The 12,302-nt window shown below is 71.0% G+C and carries 12 protein-coding genes; 1 reads left to right on the top strand and 11 read right to left on the bottom strand.

Annotation, left to right across the window (positions count from 1 at the left end):
• Window positions 1–37: 37 nt before the first annotated feature.
• On the bottom strand, window positions 38–979 hold the full coding sequence (locus tag ITJ43_RS13865) for a 4-(cytidine 5'-diphospho)-2-C-methyl-D-erythritol kinase (RefSeq protein WP_194584440.1): 942 nt from the start codon (window positions 977–979) through the stop codon (window positions 38–40).
• The gene (locus tag ITJ43_RS13860) at window positions 976–2,040 is read right to left on the bottom strand and encodes an aldo/keto reductase (protein WP_323741239.1); all 1,065 of its coding nucleotides are present in this window, start codon (window positions 2,038–2,040) and stop codon (window positions 976–978) included. The genes ITJ43_RS13865 and ITJ43_RS13860 overlap by 4 nt, the downstream gene beginning before the upstream one ends.
• 109 nt (window positions 2,041–2,149) lie before the next feature.
• Between ITJ43_RS13860 and ITJ43_RS13855 the strand changes: the two genes are divergently transcribed.
• Window positions 2,150–3,748 (top strand): stealth conserved region 3 domain-containing protein, encoded by a 1,599-nt coding sequence (locus tag ITJ43_RS13855; RefSeq protein WP_194584439.1) that lies wholly within the window; start codon window positions 2,150–2,152, stop codon window positions 3,746–3,748.
• On the opposite strand, the gene ITJ43_RS13850 is transcribed toward ITJ43_RS13855, so the two are convergent.
• From ITJ43_RS13850 to hemQ, 9 genes are all read right to left on the bottom strand, one after another.
• Window positions 3,684–4,607, bottom strand: coding sequence for a phosphodiesterase (locus ITJ43_RS13850; protein ID WP_194584438.1), 924 nt, complete (start codon window positions 4,605–4,607; stop codon window positions 3,684–3,686). The two genes, ITJ43_RS13855 and ITJ43_RS13850, sit on opposite strands and share 65 nt — an antisense overlap.
• A gap of 83 nt (window positions 4,608–4,690) precedes the next feature.
• A complete protein-coding gene (rsmA, locus tag ITJ43_RS13845) occupies window positions 4,691–5,563 on the bottom strand; it encodes a 16S rRNA (adenine(1518)-N(6)/adenine(1519)-N(6))-dimethyltransferase RsmA (protein ID WP_194584437.1) in 873 nt (290 codons plus the stop codon).
• Between the two features lie 75 nt (window positions 5,564–5,638).
• Entirely contained in the window at window positions 5,639–6,217 is a 579-nt protein-coding gene (locus tag ITJ43_RS13840; protein WP_194584436.1) for a hypothetical protein, read from the bottom strand.
• A 34-nt stretch (window positions 6,218–6,251) separates the two neighbouring features.
• Window positions 6,252–7,568 carry a glutamate-1-semialdehyde 2,1-aminomutase gene (hemL, locus tag ITJ43_RS13835; protein WP_194584435.1) on the bottom strand — a complete coding sequence of 439 codons (1,317 nt, stop codon included), beginning with the start codon at window positions 7,566–7,568 and terminating at the stop codon, window positions 6,252–6,254.
• On the bottom strand, window positions 7,565–8,560 hold the full coding sequence (gene hemB, locus ITJ43_RS13830; protein ID WP_194584434.1) for a porphobilinogen synthase: 996 nt from the start codon (window positions 8,558–8,560) through the stop codon (window positions 7,565–7,567). The genes hemL and hemB overlap by 4 nt, the downstream gene beginning before the upstream one ends.
• Window positions 8,557–9,393, bottom strand: coding sequence for a uroporphyrinogen-III synthase (locus tag ITJ43_RS13825; protein WP_323741238.1), 837 nt, complete (start codon window positions 9,391–9,393; stop codon window positions 8,557–8,559). Before ITJ43_RS13825 ends, hemB begins: the two co-directional genes overlap by 4 nt.
• Window positions 9,390–10,382, bottom strand: coding sequence for a hydroxymethylbilane synthase (gene hemC / locus ITJ43_RS13820; protein WP_194584433.1), 993 nt, complete (start codon window positions 10,380–10,382; stop codon window positions 9,390–9,392). Before hemC ends, ITJ43_RS13825 begins: the two co-directional genes overlap by 4 nt.
• The gene (locus tag ITJ43_RS13815) at window positions 10,379–11,611 is read right to left on the bottom strand and encodes a ferrochelatase (RefSeq protein ID WP_194584432.1); all 1,233 of its coding nucleotides are present in this window, start codon (window positions 11,609–11,611) and stop codon (window positions 10,379–10,381) included. The genes hemC and ITJ43_RS13815 overlap by 4 nt, the downstream gene beginning before the upstream one ends.
• Window positions 11,611–12,300: a hydrogen peroxide-dependent heme synthase gene (hemQ, locus tag ITJ43_RS13810; protein WP_194584431.1), complete on the bottom strand. Its 690-nt coding sequence runs from the start codon at window positions 12,298–12,300 to the stop codon at window positions 11,611–11,613. The genes ITJ43_RS13815 and hemQ overlap by 1 nt, the downstream gene beginning before the upstream one ends.
• Window positions 12,301–12,302 lie beyond the last annotated feature (2 nt).

Raw genomic sequence — 12,302 nt, 5'->3', positions numbered from 1 at the left:
CTCTCCGTTCGAAGGGTGGGCGCGGGCGGCGCCGGGGTCACGCCGAGACGACCCGTGCGCCGGCAACGGGCCCGTGGACATGAAGAATGTCGGAACCGGCCCTCCCTGACGCAGCGAGGTCGGCGGCGAGTTCGTCAGCCGCGCGTTCATCGGCGGCGAGAAAGGCGACGGTCGGGCCCGACCCGGAAACGAGTCCGGCGAGAGCCCCGGCGCGGCGGCCGGCGCGCAGCGTGTCGACCAACCGGGGACGCAGGGACACGGCCGCTTCCTGCAGATCGTTGCGGACAGCGCCGGCAAGCGCCATGGGATCGCCCGCGCGCAGCGCATGCAGCACGATGGGATCGGCCGAGGGCACACCGCGCTCGGGAGCGATGTCGGGCAGCTCGCGCAGACGGTCGAGTTCGCGGTAGACGGCGGGCGTCGACAGCCCCTCGGCGCTCGTGACCAGCACCCAGTCGAAGCGGCCGCGCGCCAGCGCGGGAGCGAGCTCGTCGCCACGCCCGGTGCCGATCGCCGTTCCCCCGAGCACCGCGAAGGGCACATCCGCGCCGAGGGGAGCTCCGAGTTCTTGCAGCTCGAGCGTGGTCAACCCGCCACCGAGCACCTCGTTCACGGCGACGAGGGCGGCCGCGGCATCCGCCGATCCGCCGCCCATGCCGCCGGCGACCGGAACGCCCTTGTGGATGTCGAGATGGATGCCGCCGCGCCACCCCAACCGCTCAGCGACCCGCCGGGCGGCACGGATCGCGAGGTTCGACTCGTCGAGGGGAACCCCCGACACGTCGATGTCGCCGGTGACCGTGATCGAGAATTCGTCGGAGATCCGAGCCCACACGTCTTCGTACACCGAGACCGCCTGATACACCGACGCGACGTCGTGGTAGCCGTCTGGCTGAACGTCGCCGACGTCGAATGCGATGTTGATCTTGCCGGGGGCGCGCACGTGCACCCGGCGTCCGGCGGTACCGGCGATCGTCACGAAGCGTCCGCCCAGATCTCACCGATATCGGCGGCGATCACATCGATGCGCTCGAGCTCCTCGGCATCGAAGGCGGGCCCGTCCAACGCGGCGAGGTTTTCATCGAGCTGCGAGGTGCGCGAGGCACCGATGAGCGCCGATGCGACGACACCGTCGCGCAGCACCCATTGCAGAGCGAGTTGCGCGAGGCTCTGGCCGCGATCGCGAGCGATCACATCGAGTGCCCGGAGCCCGGCGAGAGCCGATTCGCTCAGGCGGCGACCCGGCAGCGACGAGCGGTCCTGCGACCGCATGGCCGTGCCATCGCTCAGATACCGATCGGTCAAGAGGCCTTGCGCGAGCGGCACGAAGGCGATCGCCCCCATGCCCTCCTGCCGCAGCACGCCGGTGAGGCCGTCTTCGATACCGCGATTCAGGATCGAGTACGCCGGCTGGTGGATGATCAGCGGCGTGCCGAGCGATCGGGCGACCGCGGCGGCGATCGCCGTCTGCTCGGGCTCGTAGGACGAAATGCCGACGTAGAGCGCCTTGCCCTGGCGCACCAGAGTGTCCAGGGCCGCCACCGTCTCCTCGATCGGGGTGACCGGGTCGAAGCGATGCGAGTAGAAGATGTCGACGTAGTCGAGCGACATGCGGCCCAGCGACTGCTCGGCGCTGGCGAGCAGGTACTTTCGCGAACCCCACTGCCCGTAGGGGCCGTCCCACATGTCGTAGCCGGCCTTCGAGGAGATGATCAGCTCGTCGCGGTACGCTCTGAAGTCCTCGCGCATCATGCGCCCGAAGTTCGTCTCGGCACTGCCGTAGGGCGGTCCGTAGTTGTTCGCGAGGTCGAAGTGGGTGATCCCGCGATCGAACGCATGACGCAGCAGTGCGCGCTGATTGTCGAAGGGCACGTTGTCGCCGAAGTTCCACCACAGACCGAGCGAGACGGCAGGCAGGTAGAGGCCGCTCGATCCCACCTGGCGGTAGGTGCCGGCGGCGTATCGGTCGGATGCCGCAGCGAAGGGTCGGTGCAGATCGCCGCCGCGCGACGGGGAGAAACGGTCGGAGATGTCGGTCACCCGTCCAGGCTATCGACCGCGCGGGGGCGGCGGAGCGTGTTCACCGAAACGCCAGAGAAACACCGAGGGGCGTACGATGAGGCTCCCCCGACAGACAAGGAAATACCGCGTGGCACCACTGGAGGCACTCTCACCGCACCCACATCCCTGGTCGGGCCTGCTCGCCCGCCACGATCTGCGGTGGGTGGACGGCATCCTCCATGTGGTTCACGACGATCTCACGCCGGAGATGGCGCGCATCGCCGACATCGGCCTGGTCGCCGACGCCCTCGCCGCTGCAGGACTGGATCCCCTGCTCGCACAGGACGACCGCGGCGGCGCGATCATCGTGGTGGATGCCGCCGACGGACCGGCGGCCGTGCGCGCGCTCGCCGACGCGGGAACCCAGGATCCTCTCTACGCGAAGACGGCGGGCGCCGACGCACAACTCGCGGTGGACCTTGCCCTCCCCGAGCCCGACGCGGTCTGGTCGATGCGGCTCTTCCGGCCGCGGATCACCGAGAACGGATCGCTCCGGTACGGCAGCGCGGAGGCGGTGCGACTGGAGACGTGGCGCATGACCGGCGAGACGATCCATGCGCCCCGGGCCAACGCACTGACGCGGCGCGTCTTCCCCGCATCCGACCTCGTCACGACGACGGTGTGGCGGTGGGGACGACGCTGGAAGACCGTGGTCGGCATGTTCGACGCGCGTCCGCACCAGGTGACGGCCGATATCGACATGGTGTTCTCCTGGGTCGACGGCTCGGCGAGCGAGTTCCAGCGACAGCGCGCCGCGCAGCTGGAGGAGTACGTGGTCGGCGAGGGCGATGACGGGCCGGCTCGCTACCGCCATGTCGACGAGCTGCGCTACGCGCTGCGCAGCGTGCACATGTACGCGCCGTGGGTGCGACGCATCTTCATCGCGACAGACTCGCCCCAGCCGGCGTGGCTGGCCGAGCACCCGCGGGTCACGATCGTGCCCAGCGAGGAGTTCTTCGCCGATCCGTCCGTGCTGCCGACGCACAACTCCCACGCCGTCGAAGCGCAGTTGCATCGCATCGACGGGCTCGCCGAGCACTTCCTGTACTCGAACGATGACATGTTCTTCGGTCGTCCCGTCACGCCGGAGATGTTCTTCACTGCCGGCGGCCTGACGAGGTTCGTCGAGTGCGACGTGCGCATCGGATCAGGTCCGACGCGCGCCGAACGTTCGGGGCACGATAACGCCTTGCGCGTCAATCGCACCCTGCTCCTCGAGCGGTTCGGCCGCTCGATCGTGCGCGATCTCGAGCACTGTGCGACACCGATGCGCCGCAGCATCGCCGCGGAGTTGGAGCTCGAGTTCGCCGACGACATCGCACGCACCGCCGCCTCCCGTTTTCGCAGCGCCACCGATGTCTCGGTCACCAACAGCCTCTACCACTACTACGCGCTGATGACCGGGCGGGCGATCGCGACGAGCGAGCCACGCGTGCGCTACGTGCAGACGACGATGGTCTCGGGGCTGCGCAAGATGCGGCGGCTCGAGGAGCGTCGCGACGCGGATATGTTCTGTCTCAACGACGGCGGCGAAACCGAGGTACCGGAGGAGCTGCGCGTACGTGTGCTCCGCGAGACGCTGGAGCGCCTGTTCCCCGTCCGCGCGCCGTGGGAGGTGCCGGTCAGCGCAATACGGACAGCGGCCGGGTCGGCGGAGCGCTCGGTCGCTGGACTCCGACACCCGTGACGCCCGCCTCCGCGAGGAGGCGCTGCGCCGCCGCGGGATCGGTGTATTCCATGACGCGCGGCACATCGACCGGAACCACCGAGTGCACCACGGTGTCGTCGTAGATGTGGACGAGGTTGTACGACTGCGCTCCGTCCTGCGGGCGCGTTCCACCGACCGGAACGGTGAGATCCTGCGCGTAGCAGGTCGATGACGCCACCGAGACGGGAATGCCGGCGAACGTCGCGAACGTCGAGTAGTGCAGGTGTCCGGCGATGATCGCACGGATGTCGGTGCCGCGGACGACACGAGCGAGCCGCGCCTGATCGCGCAGCTCCACGCTCGCCGCGAGCGCCAACACACTCGGCACCGGAGGGTGGTGCATGGCGAGGATCGTGCCGAGCGGCGCCGGGGTTTCGAGCACGGCGGCCAGCCACGCCAGTTGCGCGTCGCTGAGCTCGCCGTAGTGGTGACCGGGCACCGAGGTGTCGAGCGTGATGATGCGCAGGCCATCGAACTCGTCGACGCCGTCGACGGGGCGGGCGTCGGCCGTATCGGCGTCGCACAGCTCGGCGCGGAACGCCGCACGATCGTCGTGGTTGCCCATCACCCACACGACGGGTGCCTGGAGTCGTGCGGCCACGGGCTCGACCATTGCACGGAGCGTGGCATAGGCGGCGCGTTCGCCGAGGTCGACGAGATCACCCGTCACGACGATCGCGTCGGGACGCACGCCCGATGCCTCGATCCCCGCCAGTGCTCGTGCCAGGTGCTCTTCGCCCGACACCTCTTCCCAGATGCGCGACCCCGCCGCGCGCAGATGGGTGTCGCTGAGGTGCAGCAGGACCCGTTCGGGAGCAGGATGCTCGGCCATACGCATGCGCGCAATGTTACCGACATGTTTCATGATCGCCGGTGAAAAGGGGGCGAACATTGCGTGACGTGTCGTCGACGCGGCGATCGTCACACCGCAGTGACCGCCTGAGGTGTCCCGTCGCTTGCGCGGGCGATGGCGACGAAGTCGTCGATCGTGAGCTGCTCACCCCGGGCCGTGGGCTCGACGCCGGCCGATTCCAGCACGGCGGAGGCGAGGCCCGAAGAGCCGCCGAATACTCCGGTGAGTGCCTGGCGCAGCATCTTGCGGCGCTGCTGGAAGGCGGCATCCACGATGCGGAACGTCGCCCGGCGGAGCGTCTCGTCGCCGCGCGGCGCGGGATCGCGGCGGAATCCGACCAGCACGCTGTCGACGTTCGGCACCGGCCAGAACACCTGGCGAGACACCGTGCCCGCCAGCCGCCACGGCCCGTACCAGGCGGCCTTCACACTGGGGGCGCCGTAGACCTTCGACCCGGGCGGCGCGGCAAGGCGCTCCCCCACCTCGGCCTGCACCATCACGACGCCGCGCTCGAGGTACGAGAAGTTCTCCATGAAGTGCAGGAGCACGGGCACGCTGACGTTGTACGGCAGGTTGGCGACGAGCACGTTCGGCTCACCGGGCAGTTCGGTGACGCGGAGCGCATCGGCATCCACCACCGTCAAGGCACCGTCCGCGACCCCGTGGGCGGCGGCTGTGACGGGCAGATGCGCGGCGAGTCGATGGTCGATCTCGACCGCGGTGACGGGCGCACCCGTCTCGAGGATCGCGAGGGTGAGCGAGCCGAGCCCCGGACCGACCTCGACCACGCGGTCGGCATCGGTGACACCGGCGACGTTCACGATCTTTCGCACCGTGTTCGCGTCGACGACGAAGTTCTGACCGAGCTTCTTGGTCGGCGTGACGTCGAGGTCGGCGGCGAGCGCGCGGATCTCGGCCGCGCCGAGCAGTGTCACGGGCATGCACTCCAGCCTATCCGTGGTGCGCGCCACCGCCCGTGCGGCGGGAGCGATGCGGGGCCGTCGGGGCGTCGAGGCCTACGGGATCCAGTACCCCACAGCGCAGAGCAGCCGCGTTTCGTCGTCGGCATCCGCGGGCGGGTCGATCGCGGGCGGGAAGACACCCCACTGGCGCCACTCGTCGGCGAACGAGACGACGTGCTCCTCGAGCCCGGCGATGAGCTCGGGCGTGAAGTGGAACGGGATGCCGAGATGCTTCGCGATGAGCCAGGCCTGGAAGGCGCGGTAGGTCGCGAGGTGCGCGAGGCCCTCAGCGGCCGGGTAGTCGCCGTAGCTGAACCGGAACGTGTCGACATACCCGCCGGCGCGCACCGCCGCCGCCGCGTCGTCGTTGCGCGCGTCGTAGGCGGAGATCGGATCGTCGCCGAGCAGATCGACGCCGCGCAGCTCGTCGCCGTCGGCGACCGCGCGCCCGCGCAGCACGTCGGGCACCCATGCCTCGTCGTAGGTGTGGGCCTGCAAGATGTCGCGAAAGGTGGGATCGGGTGTGGAGGTCCATTCGGCGGGCGCCGAACGGGTGAGATCGGCCGGGTCGATCCGGTCGATCACGTCGCGCAGGGCGGCGTCGGAACGCAGAAACAGCTCGTCGGTGTCCATGGCGCACACGCTAGACCGTGCGTCCGACACGGCTCTAGCCCCGGACCTCCCCGGAAGCGGCGAGCGCGGCGGCCGGCAGCGCGTCGACGATCTGCGCGAGGGCGTCATCGTCGTGCGCCGCGGTCAGGAACCATGCTTCGAAGGCCGACGGCGGCAGTGAGACACCGGCATCCAGCATTGCGTGGAAGAACCGGCCGTAGGCGGCCGAGTCCTGCCGCTGCGCGGTCGCGTAGTCGGGGACACCGCCGGTGACGTCCGCGCCGAAGAAGACGCTGAACAGGGTGCCCGCCCGTTGCACGACGTGCGGCACACCCGCGGCGGAAAGCGCCGCCGTCGCAGCGTCGGCGACAGCGGTCGCGGCGAACCCGATCCGCTCGTACACGGCAGCGTCGGCCAGGCGCAGCGTCGCCAGGCCTGCCGCGACAGCGACGGGGTTCCCGCTCAGGGTGCCCGCCTGGTACACCGGACCGAGCGGCGCCAGCAGGTCCATGATGTCGGCGCGGCCGCCCACCGCGGCGACCGGCAGCCCGCCCCCGATGACCTTGCCGAAGGTGACGAGGTCGGGGAGCACGGTCTCCCCTGCCTCGGCGAGCACCTGGGCGTAGCCGCCCGGTGCCGCGCGGAAGCCGGTGAGCACCTCGTCGCTGATCAGCAGCGCGCCCTCGCGGTGACAGAGATCGGCGAGGTAGCTCGAGAATCCGGATGCCGGTGCGACGACGCCCATGTTGGCGGCGGCGGCCTCGGTGATGACGGCGGCGATGCAGCCGGGATGCGCAGCGAACACGGCCTCGAGCGTGGCGCGGTCGTTGTAGGGCACGACGAGAGTCTGGGCGGCCACGGCGTCGGGAACACCCGCCGAGCCGGGCAGCGCGAACGTCGCGAGGCCCGAGCCGGCCGCGGCCAGCAGTCCGTCGGAATGGCCGTGGTAGTGGCCTGCGAACTTCACCAACAGGTCGCGTCCCGTCGCCCCGCGCGCGAGGCGGATCGCCGTCATGGTGGCCTCGGTGCCGGTGGACACGAGGCGCGCCTTCTCGACGGCGGGTACGCGGCGCACGATCTCCTCGACGAGCTCGGCTTCGGCCGGCGTCGGCGCCCCGAAGGACAGTCCGCGAGCGGCGGCGGTCTGCACGGCCGCGACCACCTCCGGGTGCGCGTGGCCGAGAAGGGCCGGGCCCCAGCTGGCCACGAGGTCGACGTAGCGGCGACCCTCGGCATCCGTGACGTAGGCGCCCGCGGCCTCGACGATGAAACGCGGCGTTCCGCCCACCGAGCCGTAGGCGCGCACCGGTGAGTCCACCCCACCGGGGATCACGGCGCGGGCCCGCTCGAACAGGGCGTCATTGGTCGTCATGCGAGGCTCCGTCCGTCGCGCAGCCAGCCGGCCACTTCGATCGCCCAGTACGTGAGGATCGCCTCGGCCCCGGCCCGGCGGATGCCGAGGAGAGCCTCGCCGATGGCCCTCTCGCGGTCGATGACGCCGGCCGCGGCCGCGTGCTCGACCATCGCGTACTCGCCCGACACTTGATACGCCCACACGGGGACCTCCGATGCCGCGACCACCTCGGCGAGCACGTCGAGGTAGGGGCCGGCCGGTTTCACCATGACGATGTCGGCGCCCTCGTCGATGTCGGCACGGGCTTCGCGCACCCCCTCGCGGCCGTTGGCGGGGTCGAGCTGGTAGGTGCGGCGGTCGCCGGTGAGGGTGGACTCGACGGCGTCGCGGAAGGGACCGTAGAACGCCGACGCGTACTTGGCGGAGTAGGCGAGCAGGGCGACGTCGCTGCGTCCGACCGCATCCAGCGCGGCGCGGCACGCGGCCACCTGGCCGTCCATCATCCCCGACAGACCGAGGATGTCGGCACCGGCCTCGGCCTGGGCGACGGCCACGCGCGCGTAGATCTCGAGGCTGGCGTCGTTGTCGACCGACCCGTCGTTGGCGAGCACGCCGCAGTGGCCGTGGTCGGTGAACTCGTCGAGGCAGAGGTCGGCCTGCACCGTCAGGCGGCCGGACGCCGCGCGCGCGGCCACGGCGATCGCCCGGTTCAGGATGCCGTCCGGATCGGTGGCACCGCTTCCGACCGCATCGCGCACGGTGGGAACGCCGAACAGCATGATGCCGCCGATGCCCGCCGCGGCGGCCTGCTCGACGACCTCGGCGAGCTGCTCGATCGGGTACTGCATCACGCCCGGCATACTGGCGATCGGCTGCGCCGCCGTGATGGCCTCCTTGACGAAGAGCGGCAGCACTAGGCGCCGGGGCGAAAGGTCGTGCTCGGCGACGAGGCGCCGCAGAGCCGGGGTACCGCGCAGGCGACGCAGGCGCTGGACGGGGAACGCGGTCATGAGGTGACCTCCAGAAGTCGTGGGGAGTAGTCGAGCTCGGCGATCAGGGCGTCGATGCTCTGCGTGTGCGCCGTGTGCCCGACGGTGAAACCCAGGCGCTCGGCATCGCGGGTCGTCGCGGGTCCGATCGACGCCACGAGCGTGGATAGCGGCAGGGTGCCCACCTGGCGGCGCAGCTCACGGCCGACGCTGAGCGAGGTGAGCAGCACGACGTGGAAGCGCCCGCCCGCGAGATCGGCCGCGACCTCGGGTGCGAGGTCGAGGCCCACGGTGCGGTAGCCGATGCAGACGTCGACGGCGAAGCCCTGCAGTTCGAGCTCGTCGCTGACCACGGCTGCGGCCAGGTCGGAACGGACGACCAGGCAGCGCCCCGTGGATGCCGCGGCGTGGGCGGCGCACCACTGCGCGATCATCGTCTGCGCCGAGGAACGCCCGAGCGGCACGAACGAGACCTGGGCGCCGAGATCGATGACGGCGCGTGCGGTGGCGCGACCGACGACGGCGATCTTCAGGGCTTCAGGAAGCGTGAGCCCGTGCGCGGCCAGATAGGTCGCCAGCTGCTCGACGCTCGCGGCGCTGGTGACGAACAGCCACTCGTAGCGCCCGTCGACGAGAGCGGCGAAGGCGGTGTCGCGAGCCGCGGTGTCGCGCGGGGGCACCGTCTGGATGAGGGGCGCGATCGCCGGGGTCGCGCCGCGCGTCTCCAGCTCGCGCGCGACACGGTCACCCCACGACCCGGCGCGCGGAACCAGCACGCGGGCGCCGCGCAGGGCGTAGATCGGCTCGCCCGGTGTCCCCCGGCTGCTGCTGGGCGCGGATGCCGTGGCACTCACCGTCCGTCACCCGCGGCACGCGGACCCAGATCGGCGAGGGCGCCGGCGCCGGCATCCATCAGCGCGGTGACGACCTCGGCCGCCGCGGCGTCGCGGCCGGCGGCATCGGCCAGATCGGCGTGGGCGACGCTGTGCTCGATGCGGACGCAGCGCGCACCATCGAGTGCGTAGACCTCGGCGATCAGCGCAACCTGAGCGTGGAGGCCCCCGTGGGTTGACCCCCGCACTGCCGAGATCCCCACCGGGGCGGCGCAGCCGGCCTCGAGACGACGCAGCACCGCGCGCTCCCAGAGCGAGGTGACCTCGGCATCCGGATCGGTGATCATCGCCACCGCCTCGGCGACGGCGGAGCCGGTCTGCACCTCCACGGCGAGCGCCCCCTGACCGGCCGACGTCGGCCAGTCGTCGACCTCGAAGCGGTCGGTGATGCGCGCGGTGCGTCCGATGCGGGTGAGACCCGCTTCGGCGAGCACGACGGCGTCGTATTCGCCCTCGTCGACCTTGCGCAGGCGCGTATCGACGTTGCCGCGGATGCCGCGGACCTGCAGATCCGGACGGCGCCGCAGCAACTGCGCGACCCGGCGCGGCGAACCACTGCCGATGACCGCACCCTCGGGCAGGTCGTCGAGCGCGCGGCCGTCGCGCGCGCACAGCACATCCCGCACGGGCGCGCGCGGAGGCACGGCACCGATACGCAGCCCCTCCACGTCGGCGGTCGGAAGATCCTTCATCGAATGCACGACCAGGTCGCACTCCCCGCGCAGAAGTGCTTCGCGCAGCGCGGCGACGAACACGCCCGTGCCGCCGAGTTGCGCGAGCGGGCCGGTGAGCACGTCACCCGCGGTGGTGATCGGAACGAGTTCGACCTCGCGGCCCGTCGCGGCGCGCAGGGCGTCGGCGACATGGCCGGACTGGGTCGTCGCCAGCAAGCTGGCGCGCGTTCCGAGCCGGAGCGGGGGCGCGGTATCGGAGAGGGAGGCGGGCGTCACGGAGCGATCCCGGCAAGCGCCGGCTGGAAGCCGAGGCGCTTGTTCTCACAGCATCCGGGCCGGCAGACGTCGTACCACGGACCGAGGTCGGTCTCGTGCGGACGGTCTGTGGCCGCCGTGCCGTTCAGGCGCTCGACCATGAGGTCGACCAGACCCGAGACGTACGCGGGATGCGTGCCCGGAGTCGGGGTGCGGATCGCCGTCAGGCCGAGCTCTCCGGCGGTCTCCATCGCCTCGGTGTCGAGGTCCCAGAGCACCTCCATGTGGTCGCTGACGAACCCCAACGGCACGATCAGCACCGCCGCGCGACCGCGTGCGGGCAGCTCGGCCATGGCGTCGTTGATGTCGGGCTCGAGCCACGGCACCTGCGGCGGGCCCGACCGGCTCTGGAACACGAGCTGCCAGGCACACGACGACCCGAGGCGCCCCATGATGGTCTCGGCCACGGCGGTGTGCTGCGCGACGTAGGCGCCGCCGGCGCCGAATCCGCGCTCGGGCGGACCCGAGCGATCGGCGTCGCTGGTGGGGATGGAGTGGGTCGAGAACAGGATCTCGATCTCGTCATCGCCGAAGCCCTGCGCGTGGAGGGCGGCGAGCCCGTCAGCCACCCCCTCGGCGAACGGCGTCACGAAGCCGGGGTGGTCGAAGAACTGACGCACCTTGTCGATCTCGATGGCGCCCGACAGCCCGGTCGCCTCCACGGCATCCGCAAGGTCTTCCCGGTACTGACGACACGAGGAGTACGAGCTGTACGCGCTCGTCGCTATCGCGAGCAGGCGCGTGTGGCCGGCCGCGTGCGCGTCGGCGAGCGCGTCGGCGACGTAGGGCATCCAGTTGCGGTTGCCCCAGTAGACCGGCAGATCGAGTCCGCGGGCGGCGAGTTCGGCATCGAGAGCGGCTTTCAGCTCGCGATTGTGCTCGTTGATCGGCGACACTCCGCCGAAGTGCCGGTAGTGGTGCGCCACTTCCTCGAGACGTTCATCGGGGATGCCGCGTCCGGCGGTCACGTTGCGCAGGAACGGGATGACGTCATCCTGGCCTTCGGGTCCGCCGAAGCCGAGCAGCAGCACACCCTGGTAGGCGGTGGGGACGCTCACGTGGGGGTCGCCGGCGCACGTGGCCGGCGTGGCGGCCGGCACGCGGCATCCCTCACCGCACACCGGCGCCGCGCTGGCACGCGGGGGCTTCGGACGGAACTCGGGCGTCGCCGCAGCGATGTTCTCGGCCATCAGCTCAGCACCTCCGCGAGCTCGTCGAGCTGCAGGCGCCGTCCGGTGTAGAACGGCACCTCCTCGCGCACGTGGCGGCGGGCGTCGGTGGCGCGCAGGTCGCGCATCATGTCGACGAGGTGGATGGGGTCATCGCTTTCCAGCGGCAGCAGCCATTCGTAGTCGCTCAGACCGAACGTCGACACCGTGTTGGCGACGACATCGGTGAAGCGGGCGCCCTTGCGACCGTGCTCGGCCAGCATCGCCGCGCGCTCCTCGTCGGGCAGCAGGTACCACTCGTAGCTGCGGACGAAGGGGTACAGGCACAACCAGCCGCGCGCGGTCTCGCCGCGGAGGTAGCCGGGAATGTGGCGCTTGTTGAACTCCGCCTCGCGGTGCACGCCCATGGCGGTCCACGTGGCCGAGAAGCCCTGAAGCGCGGCCGTTCGGCGCAGCGTCCGCAGCGCCTTCTGCAGCGCCGCCGGGTCGTCCACCGCACCGGGGGCCGTGTGCAGCCAGACCATGAGGTCGGCTTCGGCACGCATGCCCGTCACGTCGTACAGACCGCGAACGCTGACGCCGTCTGCGGTGACCGTCTCGATGGCGGCGGATAGCTCGTCGATCGCGGCGGCATCGGGAGCGGCAACGCGCGGACGGGGTCCGGCGAGAACGGCGAACAGGGTATAGCCGAGCGGGGTGAGGTCGGTCATGC

Origin of the sequence: Microbacterium sp. VKM Ac-2870, assembly GCF_015350795.1 — a bacterium.
Classification (GTDB): Bacteria; Actinomycetota; Actinomycetes; order Actinomycetales; family Microbacteriaceae; genus Microbacterium.
Note: the sequence above shows the minus strand (reverse complement) of the source record. Positions and strands in the feature narration are given on the sequence as shown.